This is a genomic window from Mesorhizobium sp. P3_B5, assembly GCF_056402815.1.
Map to the genome: position 1 here is coordinate 1 of NZ_JBFUGR010000028.1, position 23,465 is coordinate 23,465.

Here is a 23,465-nt window from a genome sequence, read left to right on the forward strand (position 1 = left end):
TCGACGATCGACGATTTTTGGCACGTCGGTGCGGCCGCGCGCGCCGCCAAAGGCGGTGCCCATCCAGGTGCGGCCGGTGACCAACTGGAATGGCCGTGTCGAGATTTCCTGGCCGGCTCCGGCAACGCCGATGACGACCGACTTGCCCCAGCCGCGGTGTGAGGATTCGAGCGCCTGGCGCATCACCTTGGTGTTGCCGGTGCAGTCGAAGGTGTAGTCGGCGCCGCCGATCTGGTCGGCGCCACGCTTGGTCATGTTGACGAGGTGGGGCACGATATCGCCGTCGATCTCCTTCGGATTGACGAAATGCGTCATGCCGAACTTCTCGCCCCAGGCCTTCTTGTCGTTGTTGAGATCAACGCCGATGATCATGTCGGCGCCGGCAAGGCGAAGCCCCTGGATGACGTTGAGGCCGATGCCGCCGAGGCCGAAGACAACTGATGTGGCGCCCTGCTCGACCTTGGCGGTGTTGATGACAGCACCGATGCCGGTGGTGACGCCGCAGCCGATGTAGCAAATCTTGTCGAACGGCGCGTCAGGATTGACCTTGGCCAGCGCGATCTCGGGCAGCACGGTGAAATTGGAGAAGGTCGAGCAGCCCATATAGTGAAAAATCTTGTCCTTGCCGATCGAGAAGCGCGACGAGCCGTCCGGCATCAGGCCCTGGCCCTGGGTGGCGCGGATCGCGGTGCACAGATTGGTCTTGCGCGACAGGCAGGACGGGCACTGGCGGCATTCCGGCGTATAGAGCGGGATGACGTGGTCGCCCTTCTTGACCGAGGTGACGCCCTTGCCGACATCGACGACGATGCCGGCGCCCTCATGGCCGAGAATGGCCGGAAACAGGCCTTCAGGGTCGGCGCCTGACAAAGTGAACTCGTCGGTGTGGCAGATGCCGGTCGCCTTGATCTCGACCAGCACTTCGCCGTCGCGCGGACCATCGAGGTTGACCTCCATGATCTCCAGCGGTTTTCCGGCGGCGACAGCAACAGCGGCGCGGGTTTTCATGCGTATTCTCCAATCTCGATCAGCATCGACCCACGAGGGCAGGCCGGTTCCCCAGAGCGCGCGGCGACGCGGTTGCTAGCCGGCCGCCTTCGCGAGCTTCACCTTGTGCCAGGCGATGACGTCCATCAGTTCCGGCGAGAACGCGTCATAGGCGGGAATCCCGGCCTGGGCCAGCGCGCCGCGCACGCTGGCCATGCTGGTCGCCGGCGTCCCGGTCTCGACGAGCGAAGACACAAAGGCCGCGAACTCGATCTTCGGCTGGTGCCCATCCGTCGCCAGTTCGGGATGCACGAATTCGAGGCCGTAGAAATGGTGGTCCGGATCGGACACCTTGCCGACCATATGCGTCCCGCAGGAGCTGCAGCGGTGGCGTTCGATCTTCTGCGTGGCGTCCACGGCTTCGAGCTTGTTGCCATTCGCCTTGACCTCGACGCAGCCCGCCGGCACGACCGCGATCTGCGCGAAGGCGGCACCGGCAGGCTTCCAGCACTTCGAACAGCCGCACAGATGATTGTGCGCCACAGCCTGATCCACCGCGATCTCCACCGGCTCGCTGGCACATTTGCAACGCGCAGTGAATGCCCCGACGGGCGCTGCCGATGCGTCTCCTCCGACGGCCGGGTGCAGGACGGCCGTCTCGCCGCGCAGGGCCTCCGCTCGCGCCTTCAGCGCGCGGTTCAAGTCGAGATAGGCCGTTCGCAAATTGGTATCGATGCTGGGCCAGCGCTCGTCTGCCATCGGGCCATCGAAGATCTCGTTGTGGCGCACCCGCGTGCCGCCATTCCCGGTTGGCTCCAGGATGAAGATGTGCTCCGCACTGAACACGCCGCCTGATGCCTGGCTCAGCCAGCGAAGTTCCCGCGCCCCCACGATGCGGGTGATGGTCGGCGTGACCTCGCGCTCGGGAACATTGGGCTGGCGCAGCGTTCCGACGACACGCTGACCGACCGTCGTGCGTCCGCGCAGCGCCGGCAGGGCCGGATTCCATTCGGGGTAGCGCTCGATATCGTCCAGCACGGCCCACACGGTCTGCGGCGGCGCGTCGATGACGATCTCGGTTTCAAGCAAGCGCATGGAGCATCCTCATTCCTGGACCAGATCTATGTTTTGGGGTGCGGCAGCGCGCTAATGCGCGACGGCGCCGAGATAGGCGCTCATGACCTTCGGGTCGTTGAGCAGGTTCGGCGCCGTGTCCTCGCCGACGATCTTTCCCGTCTCGATCAGGTAGCCGCGATCGGCGGTCTTGAGGCTCAGCCGCGCATTCTGCTCGACAAGCAGGATGCCGAAGCCTTCGCCGGCGATGATGGCCAGTGACTTGAACAGCTCCTTGGACAGCAGCGGCGACAGCCCGAGCGAGGGCTCGTCCAGCATCAGGATATCCGGCTTGGACATCAGCGCCCTGCCGATCGCGACCATCTGCTGTTCGCCGCCGGACATGGTCTGCGCCAGTTGGCGAGGGCGTTCGGCAAGCCGGGGAAACAGGCCATAGACGAAGTCGAGCATCCGGCGCGCATCGGCCTTCGCGCGCCTGGCATGGCTTCCAAGCCGCAAATTCTCCGCCACGGTGAGTTCGCCGAAGATGCCACGGCCTTCCGGAACCAGCGCGATCCCCTCCTCCACCATCAGATGGGCGTCGAGTTTCGTGACATCCTTGCCGTTCATGACGATGCCGGTGCCGGGCTCCGTCCCGACAAGGCCGGCGACAGCGCCGAGGAAGCTGGATTTTCCGGCACCATTGGCGCCCAGGATGACGCAGATCTCGCCCTTGGAAACGCGCGCGGAAACACCGTCAAGCGCAACGTGCCGTCCGTAGCGGACGCCGAGATTGGACACCTCAAGCATCGTCGTCTCCCAGATAGGCGCGGACCACCTCCGGGTCGGCCAGGACATCGGCCGACCTGCCATCGGCGATCTTCGTACCGGAATTCATGACCACGCAGCGTGAACAGAGCGAACGGATCGCATCCATCACGTGCTCGACCATGATGATCGTCCGGCCCTGCGCGCTGATCTCGCGGATGAGGTCTATGCCGACCCTCAGCTCGCTCGGGTTGAGGCCGGCGAGCCATTCGTCGAGCAGCAGGACGTGCGGGTTTCCCGCAAGCGCACGGGCAAGCTCGATCCGCTTCTGGTCGATGTAGGTCATAGCCGCGACGGGAACCTCCTCGCGACCTTTCAACCCGACCCGCTCCAGCAGATCGCGGGCCAGCGCCAGCGCCTCGGCGCCCCAGAGCCGGCTGTGCCCGAAGACGGCGCCGGCGACGACGTTTTCCAGCGCGCTCATTGACGGCAGGACGCGCACCAGCTGGAAGGTTCGGGCGACCCCGATGCGGGCGATCTTGTGGGCCGGGCAGCCGCTGATGTTCTGACCCGACAGCAGGATATTGCCCGATGTCGGCGACAGCGCCCCCGATATCAGGTTGAGCATCGTGGTCTTGCCCGAGCCGTTCGGTCCGATCAGTCCCAGCAACTCACCCTTGGCGACTTCGAAACTCACGTCGTTGACGGCGACAAGACCACCGAAGGCCTTGCGCGCCCGATCTATGGTCAACAGAGGAACGCTCATCTGCCCTCCTCGACAGTCGTCGTCAGCAAGCTTTTGTCGGTTGGGCGGCGGCGACGGAACAAGGTTTCCAGCTGGCCCGTGACGCCGTCGGGAAGCACATAGACGATCGCCAGAAATGCGAGTCCCATGATCACTGCCGTCTGGTTCGGGAAATGGCCGGAGATAAAGTCCATCACCACGGTGAAAGGAACAACGCCGACCAGGGGTCCCCAAAGGCGGCGCGTGCCGCCGAGCAGTGCCATGATGACCACGAGGAAGGACGTCATCGGGTTGAATGCCGCGTCCGGCGTTATGTAGCCGTAGCGAGGTGCCATGATGGCGCCAGCGACGGCGATGAAGGCTCCCGAGACGGCGAACAGGATGACCCTGGTGCGAGCGGTATCGACGCCGACATGCCGCGCCACGGCTTCGTCATTGCCGATGATGCGCAAGGCGAGACCCAGCCTCGACCTGTTGATGAGCCATCCGGTCAAGAACACGACCACCGTCAGCGCAAGCAGCATCCAGTAGAGATGCGTCTCGGTGAAATCGGTAAAGACGTAGAGCCCGATCGTGCCGCCGAAATTGGTCTGCACCCAGGTCACGATCTGACCAAGGAGTTCGGCAAGGCCGAGGGTGAAGATCACGAAATAGACTCCCGAGAGCCTGAGGGTCGCCAATCCGACCAGCGTGGCCAGCAAGGCGCCGGCGACGACCGCGATGAGGATAAGCGCCGGGAAAGGCAGGACGTCGATGAAGATCGCGACCGAATAGGTTCCGACGCCGAAGAAGGCGGCGCTCGCCAGCGAGACGAGATGTGTCGGCCCGGAAAAAAGCGCCCAGGCCGTGCATATGGCGGCATAGAGCATGATGTTAACGCTGAGCGACAGCCAGAAGCCCTCGGTGACCAAGGGGAGAAAGGCCAGCACAGCCGCACCGGCAAGGCCGGCACCAAGAGTCAGGAGTTCGTTGCGCGGGATGTTCATCATGCCGGCCGCTTTCCGAAAATGCCCTGCGGCCGGAACAGCAGAACGACGATGAAGAGGGCGTAGTTGGACGCCAGCGTCAGTCCGGGATCCAGCAGGCTGGCGACAATCGTCTCGGTCACGCCCAGCACGAGAGCCGCGAGAACCGCGCCGCGCACGTCACCGACGCCGCCCATGATGACGATGATCAGCGCTTTCATGGTGAAGATCACGCCCATCGAGGTGTTGAACGTGTAGAAGGTCGACAGCAGCGTGCCGGCGCAGGCCGTGATCGATCCTCCGAGCGCAAAGGCGAAGGCGGCGGTCTTGCGCACGTCGATCGCCACCAGCCTTGCCGCGCGCGGATCGACGGCGACGGCGCGAACGGCCGTGCCGCGGTCGGTGTGGTAGAGGAAAATGTAGAGAGCCGTGGCGATGACGGCGGCGGCGACAAACGCCACGACCCGGTTCAGGCCGAACGAGTTGCCCATGATCGTGAATGGCTGGGCGAGGAACTCGTAGTTGAAATAGGACCCGCCGAACGCCTGCAGCATCAGCCCCTGGAACAGGAACAAGAGCCCGAAGGTCGCCAGGATCGAATCGACCTCGAGCATGCCCCGATTCCTGGCCCGCCTCACCAGAGGCTGCATCAGCCTTGTATAGATCAGCCAGTTGACGACGAAGGCTCCGGGGCCGATCACCAGCAGGCCCAGGAGCGGATTGATCCCGAAGCCCGTATACAGCCAGAAGGTGACGAAGCACGCCGCAACAAGCGTCTCGCCATTGGCGAGGTTCATGATCCGCGCCACGCCGTACTGGAGCGTGAGCCCGAGCGCGATGAGCGTATAGGTGCCCCCAAGGAGCAGGCCTGTCAGCAGGATGAGCATTGTACTCTCGCAGTCACGGGCCTGGCGTCACGAGGACGCCAGGACGCCGGGAGGATCGGATCAGTTGCTGGGCCAGGCGGGTTTGAGCACCGGCGGCTGCGCGCCCTGGATGTTCCCGGTCGCCCTGACGCCGTGCACGACGCCATCGCTCCACTGACCCACTGTCCAGTTGTTGTTGTTGATGTTGTTCTCGAAGTGGATATCGCCGAGCACGGTCTTGAAGGTACCCGATTGGATTTCCTTGTTGATCGCCTGCTTGTCCAGGCTGCCGACCCGCTCGACGGCCTGCTGCAGGATCTCCAGGCTGGCATAGGCCACCGGGCTCGCCCACCAGTCGGCCTCCTGGCCGGTCACCGCGAGGTGCTCCTTGCGATAGGCCTGGAAGACGGGATCGCTCGCATTGACGCCGCCCATGATCAGGATGCCGTTCGCAGCAGCGCCAAAGCGCTTCCCGTATCCGTCGAGATTGCCGCCGACGCTGACGAAGAACGCCTTGACGTCGAACTTCTGCAGCTGCGCCTGCTCGGTAAGCGCGAAGCTGTCCGGTGGATAGGAATAGGCGATGAAGGCGTCGGGATTGGCCGCCTTGGCGCTGGCGATCACCGGAGCGACGTCCTGATTGCCGAGCGGATAGGAGGTCTCGTAGACGATATCGAAGCCGGCCTGCTTTAGCGCGGGCTTGCCGGTCTTGATCATCTCGAGGCCAAAGGCATCCGAGACGTTGACCACCGCGACCCGGTTGCCGATCTTGCCGGCGTCGCGCAGATCCTTGAGCGTGCCGACGATGCCGTTGGCGATGCCCTGCGCCGGGCCGAGCAGCCAGAAGGTGTTCGGCCAGCGCTTGACGAATTGATCGAGATCGTTGGCATTGCCGGTGGAGACGATCTGCGGGTAGCCATATTTCGCGATCAGCGGAGCGGTCGCGAGATTGAGGCCTGTCGAATAGGGCGGGATGATCAGGTCGACCTGGTCCTGGGTGGCGAGACGCTGAATGTTCTTGACCGCCTCTTCCGGCGACGACTTGTCGTCATACTCGACGATCTCGATCGGCCGCATCTGATCGCCGACCTTGAGGCCGCCGGCCTTGTTCACCTTCTCGGCCCACAGCTTGATGTTCGGCCAGAGCACGCCTGACGCGCCGCCCGCAAGCGGTCCGGTCTTGGATGCGCTGACGCCGATCCTGACCGGGTCCTGCGCAAAGGCCGCGCTGAACGTGCCAGCTGCCAGAGCCGCCGAAAGCATGAGTACGTTGAAACTGCGTCGCAACATCGAAATTCCTCCCAGTTCTGGTTGTGTTGGCCTCCCCTCGCCTCCCAGCGAGTTGGTCGACCGATCCCCTAGCGAAATTGCTTAGGCCATTTTCCTCCGACGATCCAGCAAATTTCGTAAACTTTCGTATTTTCGTTATTTTCTTCTAGTGACGATATTCCCGGCCGTCCCGGTGCCGACGTTGGCCCTGAACGCTGCTGATTTGGTCGCACTGCGGAAAACCGGTTCCGCGCCGCATCATTTAAGATACTTTACAGTATGCAGATACGCCTACGAATGTCAATGCTGAGAAGCCCGGGCGCTGCCTCATTTCGCGGCATTGGCCAGAACCTCGAGTGTCAGCGCCGGATCCGCGACCTGAGCGGGATCGGGGCTGGCCGACATGGCAAGGAGGCGTTTGCCGATCAGGTAGTCGCGCGGCGCATTCAGCCCATCGACCGCGACGAGCTGCCCTTCGCGGTAGTACCAGTGCGACCGTCCTGGTCCTGCCCCCTGCCTGATAACAACCGTATCGTCCGGCCGCGACAGGCCGGCGATCTGCAGCTTGAGATCGAACTGATCGGACCAGAACCACGGCTTCGGTCTGTAGGGCTGGCGCGCGCCCATGATGTTGCGGGCGACGAGGTCGGCGCTGTCGATCGCGTTGCCGACGCTCTCCATCCGCAGCCCGCCTTCCGGCAAGGAAAAATTGGCGCAATCTCCTGCGGCCCAGATGAACGGGTCGTCCGTGCGCCCATAGGCGTCGGCGGCGATGCCATTGTCGATCGCGAGACCTGCCTCAGCCGCCAACGCCGTTTGCGGCATGCCGCCGATTCCCGCCACGACGACGTCGGCCTCGGCGATCGTGCCGTCGCCGAGCCTGGCGCCGGCAACGCGGTCCGCGCCGAGCAACTCGCTCACCGCCTTGCCGAGATGAAAGGTCACGCCCCTGGAGCGGTGGAGCGCCGCGACTGCCTCGGCCGTTTGCGCCGAGGCCACCCGCGCGAGCGGGCGATCGGCGGCTTCCACCACATCCACCGTCATGCCGAGTCCGCGCGCGACGGCGGCGATCTCGAGTCCGATGTATCCGCCGCCGATGACAAGGAGCTTGCCGTGGTTTTCGAGCGTCGGCCGCAATGCATCGATGTCGGCGAGCGTGCGGATGGTGAAGACGCCCGCAAGGCCGCGCGAAATCGCCTGCGGCAGCTTTCGGGCGGTCGCCCCGGTTGCGAGCACAAGACGATCGTAGTCAAGCATGGCGCCATCGGCCAGACACACCCGCCGCCCCGCGCGATCGATGGATGCGACGCGCGTTCCCAGTCGCAATGCGATCCGGTTCTTTCCGTACCAGTCCTCGGCCTTCAGCTTCAGCCGGTCACGTTCAAGTTCGCCCAGAAGATAGGCCTTCGACAGCGGGGGGCGCTGGTACGGAGCATCCGGCTCCTCCCCGATCAGAGTGATCGACCCCGCGAAGCCGTTTGCCCGCAGCTTTTCGGCCGTGGACAGGCCGGCCTGTCCGGCGCCAACGATGACGATGCTGCTTTCGTTGTCAGGCCTGGCCGCAGCGGGATGATCGGCGTCGAGGGACATGATCAGCCTCTACCGCTAGGCGGCCGGAACGCGGACTGAAATATTGTCCAGCGCGTCGCTGACCTTGATCTGGCAGCTCAGCCGGCTTCCGGATTCGCGCGGCGCTGCGGCAAAGTCCAGCATGTCGTTTTCATGCTCGCTGATGGGTCCGAGCGCCGCCATGATTTCCTCGGGAAGCACGACATGGCAGGTGGCGCAGGTCGCCGAGCCGTTGCATTCGGCGATGATGCCCGGAACGCTGTGTTCAAGCGCGGTCTCCATCAAGCTGCGGCCGTTCTGGGCCTCGATGGCGAGTTCCGTGCCGTCCGCGGAAAGGAACCTGATCGTTGGCATGTCTCTCTCCCTCAAGCGTCCCAGACAACAGGCATGTGCGTGGGGCCACGAAACACCCAGCCCCGGACGCGGACGAGTTCCGGATCCTTGAGCCGGAGATTGCGCAGCCGCTCGAACACCATCGGCACGGCGATCTGGCTCACCAGCGCGCGCGACACCCAGGTGCCGGCGCAGAAATGTGATCCGGCGCCAAACGCCAGGTGGGACTTCTTTTCCCGAAAGACATCGAACTTTTCCGGATCGCTGAAACGGCGGTCATCGTGGTTGGCGGCGCCGACGCACAGACCCACCTGCTCGCCCTTGCGGACCAGCGTGCCCGAGATCTCGACGTCGCGGGTCAAGCGGCGAGGATACATGCCGATCGGCGAAATCCAGCGCACCGCTTCTTCGAAAGCCTGCCCCCAGAGAGAAGGCTCGGCGCGAATGCGCGTGAGCTGGTCCGGGTTCTGCAACAGGCCCAGGATCAGCGTCAGGATCGAGTCCCGGGTCTCGTTCAGCCCGCCGCCGATCGCGACCTTGATGTTGGCGTAGATCTGCTCGACCGTCTGCGCAGGATCGGCCTGGAGCATCGAAGACAGCATCGAAGGATTTGGATTGTCCCGATGATGGGGCAGCATCCTGTCGACAGCGCTCTCGACACCGCTGGCTGCCACCTTCGCTTTGCTCGCGATCTCGGGGTTGTGCGAGTAGTTGCCGGAACCGTCGATCAGCGACTGCGACCATAGCGCCATCGTGCGCCAGTCGACACCGTCGAAGCCCAATATGTCGGCCAGCGCGCGCGCCGCGATCGGCGCGGCGAGTTCCTCGAACAGCTCGGCCTCACCCTTGTGCTCGATCTGCGAGATGACGTCGTCGCAGATGGTCTGCATGGGCTCGGCCCAGCACCGCTTGACGACGCCGGGACGCAGGCTCGGATCCATCGCCGCCCTTTCGCGGGCATGGTCCTCGCCGTCCTTGCGCATCAGGTTCGGCCCGATCACGGTGTTCAGCAGCGACTGCGGATTGATGGAGGAAAACGTCTCGGGGTCGCGTTCGATGGCCATGATGTCGTCGAAGCGCGTGACCATCATGATGTTGGCCGCTTCGACCTTGACGACCGGCCCGAGGTCGCGGACGCGCTTGAAGACCGGATACGGATTGGCAAGCAGCTCTTCGAACGCAACGTCGTCGACCACTTTCACGGCTTCGCTCATGATTTCCTCCCTGTCGGCAGACGAGGTACGAAATCGACGTGTATTCAGCAATGCGATGGGTTAGATAGAGGTCATCGAAAACTTGCATGGAGGTGAGAGGCATGCTCTCCGACGAACTTGCCAGTGTAGATCTCGCCACGCTGCAGACGCTTGTCGCCGTGCAGGACCGCGCCTCGTTTTCCGACGCCTCGCAACTTCTCGGCGTCAACCAGTCCACCATAAGCTACGCCATCAAGCGGCTGCGAAAGGCCTTCAACGATCCGCTGTTCGTCCGCCAGGGCAATTCGATCGTGGCAACCGACAAGGGCGAACAGCTCGCCCAGCAGGCGCGCGGCATCCTTGAGCAGATGGCCGCGCTTTCTTCACCGTCGGGTTTCGACCCGGCCACGGCCGAGGGAAGCGTGACGGTGTCCTGCAACCACCACGAGCGCATGTTCGTCATCCCCGACTTCGTGCGCCGGGCGCAGAAGGAGGCGCCGAAAGCGACGATCCACATCTTCGAATCCGCTGTCGACGGCAAACAGCAGTTGAAGCAGAACACATGCGATATCGTGCTGGGACCAGTCGCGATCCTCGGCGACATCTACTACCGCAGGAAACTGTTCACCGATCACTACGCCTGCGTCATGGACTCGGCGCACCCGCTGGCGGGGGGAGAGCTGACGCTCGACCGCTACTGCGCCTCGCGGCATGTCGCGGTCACGCATAACGGACGCTGGGAGGCGCTCTATTTCGCCGCGTTGCGCGCAAAGGGCATCGAGATGCAGCCGGAGGTCACCGTTTCGAGCCACGACATATTGGAACGGCTCATTCCCGGCTCGGAGCTGGTGGCGACAATTCCGTATCGGCTGGCGGGTCGCCTGTCGGACAGGCTCGCTTTGCGCCCTTTCCCGATGGATGTCTTCATCCAGGTCGACATCTACTGGACCGAGCGTACGCACCACTCCGGCCTGCACCGCTGGGCCCGCCAGATATTGGCAGAGGTCGCCGAAAAAAACCTCGGCGGCGGAGACACGCACGAGGCGGGAAGAGGCCTACCGGGCCGACAGTAGGCCCGGAGAGAGAAAAAGTCGGCGCGAGCGGCGCGTGCGACGCGGCCTATGCCGCCTTCGCGCCGAGCATGACGACCGAGACCGTCACGGGCTCGTTGAAGGGATTGCGCCAGGCATGACGCGCGCCCTGCTGCACGACCGTATCGCCCTGATTCAGCTCGACGGTCTTGCCGTCGTCGAGTTCGAGGACAAGCCGGCCCTTGACGACGGTCACGTAGTCGACGGTCGGCGTCTGGTGCATGCCGGGATTGTCCATCTCGAAACACTCGGCGATGCCGGGCGCGGCCTTCAGATGCTCCGGACCCGCCAGTTCGGGTTTCCAGTCGGGCGACATCATCACGCTATCCGGCGGAAAGGTGATCATCCAGAACACCGATCCGCCGACCGAAGCCAGCATCGTGCCCTCGCTCGCCATCGGATCGGCGCCATCCCGTTTGGCCAGATCCGGCGTCCCGTCGATCTTCCACTGCGGGGCAGAAACGAAACCGGGTGTGTGCTGCAGCGCCATCTCGCGCGGCGAGGTGTCGTCGCTGATGAATACCGATTTTCCTGCGGCGTTCTTTCCGGTGACGACGCGGCGAGTGCTCATGTTTCTATCCTCCCAACACAAATTCGAATACCATTCGGTATCAGCATACTAATATGCATTCAACTATGGATGGATCACAAAATTCGAGAAGCCGCCATGACGCACGGCGATGCCCGAAATGGCCTCGTTGACCTTCTCCATCGGCGTCGCGTGGGTTTCCAAGAGACCCAGGGTGACCTTGCCGATCCCGACGAGGTCAGCCATTTCCTGGCCCTCAGAGGTCGTCAGCCATGCGGAACCAATGAGCCGCTGGTTGCGATCCATCATTGTGTGCACGTCGATGGAAACCGCGCCCATGACGGCACCGATGTCGACGGCGATACCGCCGCGGCGCAGTGCCTTGAGGCCCGCCAGAAAAGGCTCATGCGACGTGCCGGGACCGTTGCAATCGATGAAGGCGTCGACCCCCTCGCCGTGCGCTGTCCTGGAACGGGCCCATTCGTCGGGCATTCCGTCCTCCAGCGAATGCGTCTCGATGATGCCGGGGGCAAGCGCTTCGATCTCCTTCAGCAGCTTCCTGTCGCGACCGGTGCCGAGAATCTTCTTGACCCCAAAGGACGGACCGAAGACCGCGATCGCTATGCCGAGCGTGCCGGAGATGCCGTTGACAAGGATTGTGTCGCCGGGGCCGACCTGCGCCTTCTTAAGAGCAGAATAGCCGGTGCCCATGTAGCCGAGCCGTGCGGCCTGGTCGAAGCTCATGTTGTCGGGAAGCGCCACGATCGCCGATGCCGGTGCGGCCATGTATTCGGAAATGCCGCCGACCGCGTAGTCTTCGAATGTCTGAAGGGCGTCGTGACTGAAGCCGAAATAGCCCTGGAAGGCGTAGTGGCGGCAGGAGATCGTGTCGCCGCGCCGGCAGTGGCGGCAGCTGCCGCAGGAGCGCCCAGGATTGACATACACGCGATCGCCGGGCTTCAGATTGTGGACCTGGCTGCCGACCGCGGCGATCTCGCCGGCCGGATCGAGGCCGAAGATCGCCGGCAGCGGCGGCTGCGGCATGTGGGGGAACCAGGTCGGCCACATCGCCAGGATGTTGGCCAGGTTCGGAACGATACCGCACGAGTGGACCCGAACGAGAACGTCCATCGAGCCAAGCTTTGGGACCGGCACTTCCTCGATAATCAGCTGGCCGCCGATCTCGTGCATGCGCGCGGCCTTCATCGTCTGCGGAATTGCTGTCACGTCGATACCTCCCGTTCGCTCGAACAAATGCATGCCGAGCTTTTCGGCGCACACCTGGGCCTCCTCCCGAGGCCAAGTCGGTGGTCGCACATTTTTTTCGAAATATCAATCTTTTTTCGTAACTTTGTTGTGACGAACGAAATCGAGCACCACACCCAACCAATGGTCAGGCCATTTCGGTTCAAGATCGGTTCGCTTTGCCGCCGCCTTCCAACGACTTGCGTATTTTCGAAAATCCGATTTACTCTGGGCCAGAGGTGCCTGCCTTCATGGCACGTCCAAATGGTGAGCCTTTGAAATTCGCTTCTTTCGTTGATCGCTCCGGTGCCGGCTATGGAATCGTCGACGGTGAAACGATCTTGCGCCTGGATTCCGATCCCGGGGCGCCGCCGGATCTCAAGGCCTATCTCGGCAGCCGGTTTCCCAACCTCGCGCCCAGCGGGCGCGATCTCGAAGTCGTGCGGCTGACCGAAGTCAGCCTGCTCCCTCCAATCCCCAACCCGGGCAAGATCTTCTGCGTGGCCACGAACTTCCATGAGGACGGCAAGCCCGTGACTGAGTTCCCGCTCCTTTTCACGCGTCACGCCGAAGCCCAGACAGGACACGGCAGTCCCATCCTGAAACCGGCAGTTTCCGAGAAGCTGGATTTCGAGGGCGAGTTGGCGGTGATCATCGGCCGCCGCGCGCACAAGATCGCGCGCGCCGAAACGATGGAGTACGTCGCCGGCTATTCATGCTTCAACGAGGGAAGCGTGCGCGACTGGCAGAAACACTCGAGCCAGTTCACGCCCGGCAAGAATTTCTATCAAAGCGGCGCGTTCGGCCCCTGGATGGTCTGTACGCGCGCGATCCCGGACCCGGCGCGGCTCTTTCTGGAGAGCCGGGTCAACGGCGTGACCAAGCAGTCGATCGCGATCGAGCGCATGATCTTCGACATCCCCTGGCTGATTTCCTACATCTCGACTTTCGCCCCACTCGACCCTGGCGACGTTATCGTGTCCGGCACGCCATTGGGCTTCGGCGCAAGCCGCAATCCGCCGGAGTTCCTTTTCCCTGGCGACGAGGTCGAGATCGAGATCGAGGGCATTGGAACGCTGCGAAACACGGTGGTCGCGGACAATTCGGACAAGATTTCGTAATAATATCTTTTTTTCGAAAATTGTTGCCGTCAAGGAGAGTTTGCTCTAAGGAGGTCGCCAGGGCCGTGCTGCGACCGCAAGAGGAGGATAGTGATGCACCTGGTGTATGGGGTCGGTCACATAAAGCTGAATGTCCGTGACGTCGGGGCCGTGATCCATGACTCGACGGAGATTCTCGGGCTGCGCGTCACCAGGCAGACGGCGGGCGAGACATGGCTGAGTTCGAACGGCCGCAAGGCCGAACTCGTGCTTCTCCAATCCGATGAGAATTCCTGCCACACGATCGGGCTCGAAGCCCTGACCGCCGAGGCTGTCGCGGAAGCCGCCTCGCGCGTGGAGGACGCCGGCTGCCGTATCCTGTCGCGCGAACCCAGCCTGGCCTGCTGCGATGCCGGCGTGACCTTCGCAACGCCGGAAGGACTGCGCTTCGAGGTTCACACCCCGGCGCGCGACGACATGTACAATCCGCGCTACCCGACCAACGGCATCAAGCCGCGGCGGCTCGACCACATCAATCTCATCACCCCCGACCCGGTCGTCACCAGGCGGCAGCTTTCCGAGATCTGCGGTATGCAGCTCACCGAGCGCATGGTCAACGAAGCGCTGAGCTGGATGCATGGCGGCAACCGCCAGCATCACATCCTGGGTCTGGTGAAGGGCCCGATCGGGCTTCACCACTATTCCTTCGAATTCAGCCATTTCAGCGACTACTGCCGGCTCGGTGACATTCTCGACGGGTTCGACCGCCAAGTCCTTTGGGGGCCGGGCCGCCATCGTCCGGGCGACAACACCTACGCCTACTACCTGGATGCCAGCGGAGCGATGGTCGAGTGCTCCGGCGCCATGCACACGGTGGCCGACGACGCCCACTTCGTGCCGAACGTCATCACCAATCTGGAGCGCCCGGGAAACGTCCGCCAGATGAATGTCTGGGGGTCTCCCGCCCCTCAGGAATGGCGCGAGCACCATTTTCCATTCGCCAGGATCAACTGATCAGGCCGCGCTTCGGCGCAAGGAGGCGAAGCAGCTCGACCGAGTGGGCCGCTGCTTCCGATAGGAGATTGCCATGCAGGAAAAATTGACGTTCGAATCCGACGGCCTGAAACTGTCGGCGATTCTGCACATTCCCGACAGCCACCGTCCGGGACAGAAGCTGCCGGCGTTCATCGTCTGCCACGGCTTCGTCGGTTCCAAGGACGAGTCGCACGCCCAGATCCAGGCGGAGATGATGGAAGCGTTCGGCTATGCCGCGCTGCGCTTCGACTTCCGCTGCTGTGGCGAGAGCGAGGGCGAGCGCGCCCAGGTGCGCTGCTTCGATCAGGTCGCCGACGCAAAGAACGCGCTCACCTTCCTCGCCAAACGTCCCGAGATCGACCCTAAGCGAATTGGCATCACCGGCCACAGCTTCGGCGCCGCCGTTTCGGTCTATACGGCCGGGGTCGACGAGCGGTTCGCCTGCGTCATCTCCTCATGCGGCTGGGGTCACGGCGAGCGCAAGTTCCGTGGCCAGCACCCGACGCCCGAGGCTTGGGAGCGGTTCATGGCCCTGCTCGAGAAGGGGCGCGAGCACAAGCGCGCGACGGGCGAGAGCCTGTGGATCTCGCGCTTCGACGCCGTGCCGATCCCGGAAAAATTGCGCAAGAACCTGTCGCCCAAGGCGATCATGGAAATCCCGACCGAGACGGCATGGAGCATGATGAACTTCAGGGCGGATGACGTGGTGGCTAACATCGCGCCGCGGCCTGCCTTGTTCTTCCATACCGCCGACGACATCATCACGCCGACCGAGCAATCCATCCGCCTGTTCGAGAAGGCCGGGAAGCCGGCCGAGCTGATGCTGATCACCGGCACTGCCCACTTCCCGCTCGCCCCGGAGGACGCGCCGCGCACCAAGGTGATGATCAAGGGCTGGCTCGACAAATTCTTCCCGGCGACCCCGGCCGCTTGAGGTCAGCGCAGCCAGACCAGGAGACATCAGGCATGCCCGTCGCCCAGGAACCCGAACTGACCGAATTTGCCGCTGCGCTCCTGCATGCCGCCGGCTATACGCCGGATGAGGCGGCACAGACCGCGCGGCTGCTGGTGTGGGCCAATCTGCGCGGCGCGGAGTCGCACGGTGTTCTCAGGATCCCGCGCTACATCGAGATGATCAAGACAGGCATCATCCGCAGCGGCCAGCGTCCAAAAGTGATTTGCGAGTTTGGTGCGACCTGCGTTCTGGACTTCGAAAAAGCGCCGGGTTCCGTCGCCATGACGCAGGCGGCGCAGAAAGCCGGCGAATTGGCCGAAAAGTTCGGCATCGGCTGGTGCTCGGCCCGCGCCATATCCCATGCCGGGGCTATTGGCTATTTTACAACGCAACTGGCCGCGCGCGGCTTTATCGGCATTGCCATGTCGGCGTCCAAACCGTTGATGAGCTATTTCGGCGCAAAGGGCGAGGCCCTGTCGACGAACCCCCTGTCGATCGCCGTTCCGCGGCCTGGCGGCGCCGATCCGATCGTGCTCGACATGTCCACGGCCGCCGTCGCGTTGGGCAAGATCATGGCCGCGAAGGATGCAGGCAAGTCCATCCCCAAGGGCTGGGCCGTCGATGCCGAGGGCGTCGAAACGCAAGATCCGAATGCCGTGGACGCGATACTGCCGATGGCAGGCCCCAAGGGATCCGGTCTCTCGCTGATGATCGAAATCCTGTCGAGCGTGCTGGTGGGCAACGCGGTCATCGCGCCGTTCCTGCGCGGCGAGAAGAAGGGCGGCTTCAATGGCCTTATGCTTGCCGTCAATCCGGCCGCCTTCGGCGAAACATCCTCCTTTCTCGCCTCGGTGGAAGACCTCGCCGGCGCGATCCATGCGCTCGATCCGGCAGCCGGCTCCGATGGCGTGAAACTACCGGGCGAACGCGGCTTCGAGACCAAGCGGGAGCGCACGGCCAACGGCATCCCGCTGGCAAAAGGCACCGCGGGGAATCTCGCCGATGCAGCCATTCGGCTGGGGCTCGCGGTGCCGGCCTTCCTGCAGTGATGCAGCGACAGCCGCACCGAAGCCGGCGAGAGAGGTATCGCTGATGACGCAAGATGAGGCGGACGTCGTGGTGGTCGGGCTTGGCCCGGTCGGCATCACCTTGTGCAATCTTCTTGCAGCGGCAGGAGTTCGGGTGGAAGGCATTGACGCCGCTGACGACGTCTACGCACTGCCTCGCGCCATCGGCATGGACCACGAGGTGATGCGGATCTTCCAGAACATCGGCGCGGCCGACGCCATTGCCGCGGCGACGGGGCAATATCGCGCGTCGGAATACAGGTCCGCCGACGGTGTCTTGTTGCGCCGGTTCGAGTCCCCTGCCGAGCCCTACCCGCTTGCCTGGCCACCCTATATGACGTTCCTTCAGCCAGAGCTCGAACGGGCGCTGCGCGCCAACGGCAAGAAGTTCCCCAAGCTGACACTGCGCACGGGAACGGAGCTCATCAACCTTGAGAATCCCGAAAGACCTGTCCTGACGCTGCACGACAGGGCGAGCGGCGCACGCACAAGGCGGACCCCGCGCTATGTCGTCGGTTGCGATGGCGCGACCAGCTTCATCCGGCGCAAGCTCGGCGTCGCAATGGAGGACCTCGACTTCGACGAACCCTGGCTCGTGGTGGACATGATCCTGGAGGACGGGCACGTGCCGTTGCCGGAGACCAACGTCCAGTTCTGCGATCCCGCGCGCCCGCACACATATGTGCACGGTCCCGATCGGCTGCGACGCTGGGAGTTTATGATCCTGCCTGGCGAAAATCCGCTGGAAATCAACCAACCGGAACGGATCTGGCAGTTGCTTTCGCCCTGGCTTCAGCCGGACCAGGCCAGGCTTTGGCGCTCGGCGACCTACAATTTCCACGCTCTTGTTTCGCAGCAGTGGCGAGTGGGCAGCGTGTTTCTTGCCGGCGATGCCTGCCACATGACCCCGCCGTTTCTCGCGCAGGGAATGGTGCAAGGCATCAAGGATGCAGCCAATCTTGCGTGGAAGCTGGCCTATGCGATCGGCGGGGGATCGGAGCGCCTGCTTGGCACCTACCAGGCCGAGCGCAGGCCGTTCATACGCGAGGTTATAGAGGTCACGAAGCGGCTGGGAAAAGTCATATGCGAATTGGATCCCGGCAAGGCTCGCGCCCGCAATGCCGAGATGGTAGCGGAGATGCAAGCGGGCCAGGGTGTCCTAGTGCGGCAGAACCTCTTTCCGCCCATCCGTCATGGCCTTGTCGCCGGTGGCGTCGATGGGCCGTCGACAGCCGGAGCCGGCGAGCCCTGTCCACAGCCTTGGGTCGTCGGGCCTTTCGGACGGATGCGGCTCGACGACGCTTTGCCGCCGGGGTTCCAGCTTCTCATCACCGGCGATATGGATCCCTCCCCCAGCCTTTTAGACACATCGCGCGAGGCGGGCGTTGCCGTGCATCGCGTGGCACAGGAGAGATCCTATCCTTCGCTGTTGGTGGAAGAAGACCGTGTGCTGACGGACTGGTTGACGTCGAAGGGTGCGCGCGCCGTTCTGGTGCGGCCCGACCATTTGGTTTTCGGTACGGCCGCGGAAGCAGGGGTGGCCGAGCAGCTCGTTCGTCAATTGCAGGCGATGCTGACCGACCAATGACGGTTCATGCGTCATGTGCGCCATGCCGACCTCGGATGCAAGCTAGAACCGGCCCCTGCACCTGGGAAGCGGTGCGCGCCCTATGCGCGGGCGGCCGGCTGCTTCATGTGCCTGTAGAGATGCGCTTCGTGCATTGAGGTGAGCGTGGCCCTGACCATTTCGCCCGGCGAGTCGTCCTTCATGAAGCTGGAGAGGCCGCCATATATGAGTTCGAGAACGACGCCGCCGACATAGAGGGGTTCGATATCGGAGCCGCCGTAAGGGAAGAGCTTTCCGGACAGCAACTTGCCCAACCCCACCCACTGGTCCTTGAACAGGCGCAGATGCCGCTCTTCCAGTGTGTTGTCCCGGCGGGCGATCCGCAGAAGGTCGATGGCAAGCGTTCCCCACCGCTTGTCCTTCGCCCGCTGATTGGCCCAATTGCACATCGCATCGATGATCTCTTTCGGGTCATCGTAACCGTCGAGCAGGCCGGTGAGCTCGACCACGTCGCCGCCGGCATGGCGCTCAAGCAGTTGAAGGAATATCTCTTCCTTGGTGGCGAAGTTCGAATAGAAAGCGCCCTTCGAATATCCGGCCTCTTCCGCGATGCGTTCGATGGTCGCGCCGGAGTAGCCGTCGCGCGCCACGACCTCGCTGGCCGACAGCAAAAGCTTCTCGCGGGTCAGAGCCTGGCTCTGTTCGCGTGTCAGTCGCGCCATCTTCTGTCCTTCCAGTCCACTATCGGGATACCTCTGGTATCCGAATCGGCCGAAGGTTAGAAGGCCGAAACAATACAGGCAAGCGCCCAGAAAATCGGGTATTCGGGGCCCATCAACTGCCAGCGCCAGCGCGGGCCATTGATGCGCACCACCGCATACGCCGCCCCTAGCAAGACAGCTACGGCGCACGCTGCCGCCAATCGCGGATGAATGTTGAACACCATTCCAACGGCGGCAAGAAACTCCAGAGCTAGCGTCAGCACGATGACGGGCTTTCCAGGCTTCAGACCGGCGGCCTCGAACGTCTTCGTCGCCTTTTCAAAGTTCCTGATTTTTCCGACGAGATGCGGAAGGAACCAGAGCCCACACAGAATGCGCAGCAGATCGATTGGCGTTAGAGCAAACTCCGGCACTGATCCCTCCCTGTAGGACGCTGAACGAGCCGTCGATGCCCTTCATCTGTCCTTGTTGGCTGGATGGCGCGACGTTCAGCGATCGAAAGTTCCGTGCGGCGAAAGCGTCGTCGCAGGATCGCAACCGGCACGGCGTGCGCCGGGATCTCCTGTAAACGCCGTCGTCAGTGAAAATCGCTCTTGCGCCACCCAATCCAGATACTGTACGGTATCTGCAGTCCGATGAGAATGTCAATGCGGCATCTCCACGAGCCGGCATATTGGGAGGAACAGACGATGACGATCATGATGCGGGCGGCGCGGCTGCATGCTGTGAACGAGCCGATGCGTGTCGAAGACGTGGCGAAGCCGGTGGCGTCCGGCACGGATGTGGTCGTCGAGGTCAAGGCTTGCGGGATGGTGCCCAACCTCGCAAACGTGCTGAACAACTGGGAAACCTGGTACCCACATCAGCCGCTGCCTATGAAGCCGGCGATCTTCGGCCTGGACCCTGCGGGCATCGTGCATCAGGTCGGCGACCGGGTCGTGGCGATCAAGCCTGGCGACCGCGTGTACGTGAATCCATTGCGTTCCTGCGGCGCATGCCATGCCTGCGTCAGCGGCCATCAGGCGAAGTGCGAGTACTTCACCTTCAACGGCTATTTCGGCTTCAACAAGAACAGCCTCGAAATCTACAAGCGCTATCCGGAAGGCGGCTTCGCCCAGTTTATGTGTGCGCCGCAGAATGCGATCGTCAAGATCCCCGAGAACATGACCTTTCCGCAGGCCGCCCGCATGGGTTACCTCGGCACCTCCTATTCCGCGATCAAGAAGTTCGGCATACCGACCGGCAAGTCGCTGATCATCAACGGCGCGACGGGCACGCTGGGCGTCGGCGCCACTCTCTTCGCGCTCGCCATGGGCGTCTCGACGGTCTACGCGGTGGCCCGCGGCAAGCCCCTGCTCGAGCGGCTGAAACAGCTTGCCCCGAACCGGATCCAGACCTTCTCCAACCAGGACGGCAAGGTCGCCGACTGGGTCCGCTCGCAGACCGCCGGTCTTGGCGCCGACTTCATGCTCGACTGCCTCGGCGCGGTCGCCGACGTCAATGCCATGAAGGACGCCATGATGGGCGTTAGGCGCGGCGGACGCATCGTCAACATCGGCGGCACCGGCAGCGACATGCTGTTCAACACCAAGTGGTGGATGGACAATTCGATGGAGCTGATCGGCTCGGCCTGGCTGACCACGGCCGAGGGCATGGAGATCGCAGAGATGGTCCGCACCGGGACGATCGATCTCTCGGTGCTGGAGGCCAGGACGTATCCGCTCGAGCAGATCAACGAGGCCATCAACGGCGTCGCTTCCGGTGACGGCGGCTTCACCAACTACGTGCTCGAACCGTAGGCGCAGCAATCGGCATCGGCGGACTTCAGCGTCCACCGCTGCCGGATCGCGTCGCGAAGAGAACCGAAATGATCATTGACTGCCACGGCCACTACACGAGCGAACCGCAGGACCATCATGCCTTTCGCAAGGCGCAGGTCGAGTTCATCGAGGGCACGCGCGACGCAATGCCCGCCTATCCCGACATTGCAGACGACGTGCTGAGGGCAACGATCGAACAGAACCAACTGCGCCTGCAGCGCGAGCGGGGCTCGGACCTGACCATCCTGTCGCCGCGCGCTTCGGGCATGGGCCATCATATCGGCAGCGCCGAGAGCAATACCGAGTGGTCGCGCATCTCCAACGACTTGATCGCCCGCATCGTCGAGATGTTCCCGGCCAACTTCGCCGGCGTATGCCAGCTGCCGCAATCGATGAGCGGCGACCTGAAGCCGGTCCTTGCCGAGCTCGAGCGCTGCGTCGTCGAGCTCGGCTTCGTCGGTTGCAATCTCAACCCCGATCCGTCAGGCGGCTTCTGGTCGGCGCCGCCGATCCACGACCGCTACTGGTATCCGCTCTTCGAAAAGCTGGTCGAGCTGCAGGTGCCGGCCATGATTCATGTCTCCGGCTCCTGCAGCGCATGCCTGCATACGACCGGTGCGCACTACATCAACGCGGATACAGCGGTGTTCATGCAGCTGATCCAGGGCGACCTGTTCAGCGCGTTTCCCGATCTCAAGCTGATCATTCCGCACGGCGGCGGTGCGGCGCCCTATCACTGGGGACGTTATCGCGGCCTGGCGATGATGTTGGACAGGCCCACACTGGGCGAGCACCTGCTGCGCAACGTCTACTTCGACAGCTGCGTCTATCACCAGGCAGGCATCGACACGCTGTTTCGCGTCGTTGGCCCGGCCAACATCCTCTTCGGGTCCGAGCTGCTCGGAGCGGTCAAGGCCATCGACCCGGAAACCGGCTTCGACTTCGACGACACGCGACGCTACATCGACGCGCTTTCGCTCGGCGAGGCCGAGCGGCGTGCCGTGTTCGAAGGCAATGCCCGCAAGGTCTATCCGCGGCTTGATGCGCGGCTGAAGGCGCAAAGGCGCTAGGCCGCCAAACGAGCACCATTGGGTGCGGGGCCAGACGCCGTACCTCATCTTTTCAGGAGAACACCAATGGCCAGAGTCGTCACGAAAACCGAGCGCACGCCGATCGAGACCTGCGAGGCTCTTGGCCAGCTTGGCGTGGCCACGGTTCACGAGGCGCAGGGACGGACAGGCCTGCTCGCTACGCGCCTGCGGCCCATCTACGATGGTGCCAGGATTGGCGGCAACGCGCTGACTTGCGAAGTCGCGCCGGGTGACAACTGGATGATCCATGTCGCGCTGGAACAGGCGCGGCCGGGAGACATCCTCGTCGTCACTCCGACCTCGCCCTGCGAGGACGGCTATTTCGGCGACCTGCTGGCCGAGTCGGCCAAAGCGCAAGGCATCAGGGGCCTGATCATCGACGCGGGCGTGCGCGACGTCTCGACGCTGCGCTCCATGGCTTTTCCGGTCTGGTCGAAGGCAATCAGCGCGCAGGGGACGGTCAAGGAGACGCTCGCCGACGTCCAGGTGCCGATCGTCTGCGCCGGCGCCCACATCCGGCCGGGCGACGTGATCGTGGCCGATGACGACGGCGTTTGCGTGGTGCCGCGCGAAAGCGCTGCAAAGGTCCTCGACATCGCACGCAAGCGCGAGACGATGGAAGAGGAAAAGCGAAGCCTCTACGCTGCGGGCAAGCTAAGTCTCGATGTCAACGAGATGCGCGAGCGCCTGCAGCGCAAGGGCCTCATCTACGAATAAGAACCGCCTAGCCGGTTGCGCGACTGACAACATGGGCGATCCGCTGGCACGACTTGTGTGGGTCTGGTTCTTGCCGGCCTCCAGCAAGGCAGCAACCCCACCCAAATAGGCGCTGATGAGTCATTGCCACGGGAATCACGAAGCTCTCACATGCTTGCAATGAAACTTCCGATTCCGAAGGCTCAAGGGGTTCGCGTCCAAAACGCCGAGGCGAATATTCCCATAGAATATAACAAAATCAACAAGTTAAATTGTTGGTGGGCCCGGAGGACGTATCAAGGCCATTGATTTCATTGGCTTTTCGTAGGCCAAAATCACAAACTTTCCCGTATCGTTCCGTATGGTTCCGCGAGCCTGTACAGTAGAACTCCCGTATCTCAATGACCCTTTCGTGCCAGGAAGCGGTCATGACCAAGAAGCGTCCCGCGATACATCAGCGCAACTCGCCCAAAGGGGAACTCGGGGGGCGTCGCGGACGTCAGGAGCTTAGGTGTCAGAATTGCACGCCTACGCGTCGTAAGCGTCCAACTGCGGTCAGACCAGCATGCCCATCGGGTTTTCGATCAGCCGCTTGAAGGCGACCAGCAGTTCGGCGCCGAGCGCGCCGTCGACGGCGCGGTGATCGGTCGACAGCGTCACCGACATCACGGTGGCGACCTTGATCTCGCCATTCTTGACCACGGCGCGCTGCTCGCCGGCACCCACCGCCAGGATCGTCGCATGCGGTGGGTTGATGACGGCGGCAAAGTCCTTGATGCCGAACATGCCGAGATTGGAC

Annotated in this window: 24 protein-coding genes; 9 read left to right on the forward strand and 15 right to left on the reverse strand. The window is 63.2% G+C overall.

Annotation, left to right across the window (positions count from 1 at the left end; genetic code table 11):
- The 10 genes from AC1DVW_RS29140 to AC1DVW_RS29185 all read right to left on the reverse strand — a co-directional run.
- Positions 1 to 1,008 (reverse strand): zinc-binding dehydrogenase (locus AC1DVW_RS29140; protein ID WP_477327771.1); only part of this gene is annotated, 1,008 nt, incomplete at its 3' end.
- 75 nt (positions 1,009 to 1,083) lie between these two features.
- Complete coding sequence (locus tag AC1DVW_RS29145) at positions 1,084 to 2,082, reverse strand: SRPBCC family protein (RefSeq protein WP_477327773.1); 999 nt, start codon at positions 2,080 to 2,082, stop codon at positions 1,084 to 1,086.
- Between the two features lie 51 nt (positions 2,083 to 2,133).
- Complete coding sequence (locus AC1DVW_RS29150; RefSeq protein ID WP_477327775.1) at positions 2,134 to 2,850, reverse strand: ABC transporter ATP-binding protein; 717 nt, start codon at positions 2,848 to 2,850, stop codon at positions 2,134 to 2,136.
- Positions 2,843 to 3,574 (reverse strand): ABC transporter ATP-binding protein, encoded by a 732-nt coding sequence (locus AC1DVW_RS29155; protein ID WP_477327777.1) that lies wholly within the window; start codon positions 3,572 to 3,574, stop codon positions 2,843 to 2,845. Before AC1DVW_RS29155 ends, AC1DVW_RS29150 begins: the two co-directional genes overlap by 8 nt.
- Positions 3,571 to 4,542: a branched-chain amino acid ABC transporter permease gene (locus tag AC1DVW_RS29160; RefSeq protein WP_477327779.1), complete on the reverse strand. Its 972-nt coding sequence runs from the start codon at positions 4,540 to 4,542 to the stop codon at positions 3,571 to 3,573. Before AC1DVW_RS29160 ends, AC1DVW_RS29155 begins: the two co-directional genes overlap by 4 nt.
- Complete coding sequence (locus tag AC1DVW_RS29165; RefSeq protein ID WP_477327781.1) at positions 4,539 to 5,405, reverse strand: branched-chain amino acid ABC transporter permease; 867 nt, start codon at positions 5,403 to 5,405, stop codon at positions 4,539 to 4,541. Before AC1DVW_RS29165 ends, AC1DVW_RS29160 begins: the two co-directional genes overlap by 4 nt.
- Before the next feature lie 60 nt (positions 5,406 to 5,465).
- Entirely contained in the window at positions 5,466 to 6,674 is a 1,209-nt protein-coding gene (locus AC1DVW_RS29170; protein WP_477327783.1) for an amino acid ABC transporter substrate-binding protein, read from the reverse strand.
- 306 nt (positions 6,675 to 6,980) lie between these two features.
- On the reverse strand, positions 6,981 to 8,243 hold the full coding sequence (locus AC1DVW_RS29175; RefSeq protein ID WP_477327785.1) for an NAD(P)/FAD-dependent oxidoreductase: 1,263 nt from the start codon (positions 8,241 to 8,243) through the stop codon (positions 6,981 to 6,983).
- A gap of 15 nt (positions 8,244 to 8,258) precedes the next feature.
- The gene (locus AC1DVW_RS29180) at positions 8,259 to 8,576 is read right to left on the reverse strand and encodes a 2Fe-2S iron-sulfur cluster-binding protein (RefSeq protein ID WP_477327787.1); all 318 of its coding nucleotides are present in this window, start codon (positions 8,574 to 8,576) and stop codon (positions 8,259 to 8,261) included.
- 11 nt (positions 8,577 to 8,587) lie between these two features.
- Positions 8,588 to 9,769, reverse strand: coding sequence for a cytochrome P450 (locus AC1DVW_RS29185; protein WP_477327789.1), 1,182 nt, complete (start codon positions 9,767 to 9,769; stop codon positions 8,588 to 8,590).
- Positions 9,770 to 9,870: 101 nt separating this feature from the next.
- On the opposite strand from AC1DVW_RS29185, the gene AC1DVW_RS29190 reads away from it, so the two are divergent.
- Entirely contained in the window at positions 9,871 to 10,821 is a 951-nt protein-coding gene (locus AC1DVW_RS29190) for a LysR family transcriptional regulator (RefSeq protein ID WP_477327791.1), read from the forward strand.
- 46 nt (positions 10,822 to 10,867) lie between these two features.
- Here AC1DVW_RS29190 and AC1DVW_RS29195 read toward each other — a convergent pair whose 3' ends face one another.
- Together AC1DVW_RS29195 and AC1DVW_RS29200 are read right to left on the reverse strand one after the other, a co-directional pair.
- On the reverse strand, positions 10,868 to 11,410 hold the full coding sequence (locus tag AC1DVW_RS29195) for a cupin domain-containing protein (RefSeq protein WP_477327793.1): 543 nt from the start codon (positions 11,408 to 11,410) through the stop codon (positions 10,868 to 10,870).
- Between the two features lie 63 nt (positions 11,411 to 11,473).
- Positions 11,474 to 12,628, reverse strand: coding sequence for an alcohol dehydrogenase catalytic domain-containing protein (locus tag AC1DVW_RS29200; protein ID WP_477327817.1), 1,155 nt, complete (start codon positions 12,626 to 12,628; stop codon positions 11,474 to 11,476).
- Positions 12,629 to 12,852: 224 nt separating this feature from the next.
- Between AC1DVW_RS29200 and AC1DVW_RS29205 the strand changes: the two genes are divergently transcribed.
- From AC1DVW_RS29205 to AC1DVW_RS29225, 5 genes are all read left to right on the forward strand, one after another.
- Positions 12,853 to 13,734, forward strand: coding sequence for a fumarylacetoacetate hydrolase family protein (locus AC1DVW_RS29205; protein ID WP_477327795.1), 882 nt, complete (start codon positions 12,853 to 12,855; stop codon positions 13,732 to 13,734).
- A gap of 93 nt (positions 13,735 to 13,827) precedes the next feature.
- On the forward strand, positions 13,828 to 14,727 hold the full coding sequence (locus tag AC1DVW_RS29210) for a VOC family protein (RefSeq protein ID WP_477327797.1): 900 nt from the start codon (positions 13,828 to 13,830) through the stop codon (positions 14,725 to 14,727).
- 73 nt (positions 14,728 to 14,800) lie between these two features.
- The gene (locus AC1DVW_RS29215; protein ID WP_477327799.1) at positions 14,801 to 15,682 is read left to right on the forward strand and encodes an alpha/beta hydrolase; all 882 of its coding nucleotides are present in this window, start codon (positions 14,801 to 14,803) and stop codon (positions 15,680 to 15,682) included.
- 32 nt (positions 15,683 to 15,714) lie between these two features.
- Entirely contained in the window at positions 15,715 to 16,752 is a 1,038-nt protein-coding gene (locus AC1DVW_RS29220; protein ID WP_477327801.1) for an Ldh family oxidoreductase, read from the forward strand.
- Positions 16,753 to 16,795: 43 nt separating this feature from the next.
- Positions 16,796 to 18,358: a bifunctional 3-(3-hydroxy-phenyl)propionate/3-hydroxycinnamic acid hydroxylase gene (locus AC1DVW_RS29225; RefSeq protein ID WP_477327803.1), complete on the forward strand. Its 1,563-nt coding sequence runs from the start codon at positions 16,796 to 16,798 to the stop codon at positions 18,356 to 18,358.
- Between the two features lie 80 nt (positions 18,359 to 18,438).
- Here the strand turns inward: AC1DVW_RS29225 and AC1DVW_RS29230 are convergent, their stop codons facing one another.
- Both AC1DVW_RS29230 and AC1DVW_RS29235 read right to left on the reverse strand, forming a co-directional pair.
- Positions 18,439 to 19,059: a TetR/AcrR family transcriptional regulator gene (locus AC1DVW_RS29230; RefSeq protein ID WP_477327805.1), complete on the reverse strand. Its 621-nt coding sequence runs from the start codon at positions 19,057 to 19,059 to the stop codon at positions 18,439 to 18,441.
- 56 nt (positions 19,060 to 19,115) lie between these two features.
- Positions 19,116 to 19,472, reverse strand: a complete 357-nt coding sequence (locus AC1DVW_RS29235) for a DoxX family protein (RefSeq protein ID WP_477327807.1) — start codon at positions 19,470 to 19,472, stop codon at positions 19,116 to 19,118.
- Between the two features lie 234 nt (positions 19,473 to 19,706).
- Between AC1DVW_RS29235 and AC1DVW_RS29240 the strand changes: the two genes are divergently transcribed.
- The 3 genes from AC1DVW_RS29240 to AC1DVW_RS29250 all read left to right on the forward strand — a co-directional run bounded on the left by AC1DVW_RS29240 (position 19,707) and on the right by AC1DVW_RS29250 (position 22,687).
- On the forward strand, positions 19,707 to 20,858 hold the full coding sequence (locus AC1DVW_RS29240; RefSeq protein ID WP_477327809.1) for an alcohol dehydrogenase catalytic domain-containing protein: 1,152 nt from the start codon (positions 19,707 to 19,709) through the stop codon (positions 20,856 to 20,858).
- 68 nt (positions 20,859 to 20,926) lie between these two features.
- Positions 20,927 to 21,949: an amidohydrolase family protein gene (locus AC1DVW_RS29245; RefSeq protein WP_477327811.1), complete on the forward strand. Its 1,023-nt coding sequence runs from the start codon at positions 20,927 to 20,929 to the stop codon at positions 21,947 to 21,949.
- 66 nt (positions 21,950 to 22,015) lie between these two features.
- Entirely contained in the window at positions 22,016 to 22,687 is a 672-nt protein-coding gene (locus AC1DVW_RS29250; protein WP_477327813.1) for a 4-carboxy-4-hydroxy-2-oxoadipate aldolase/oxaloacetate decarboxylase, read from the forward strand.
- A 534-nt stretch (positions 22,688 to 23,221) separates the two neighbouring features.
- On the opposite strand, the gene AC1DVW_RS29255 is transcribed toward AC1DVW_RS29250, so the two are convergent.
- On the reverse strand, positions 23,222 to 23,465 hold a 244-nt coding region (locus AC1DVW_RS29255; protein WP_477327815.1), incomplete at its 5' end, for a 2-oxo acid dehydrogenase subunit E2.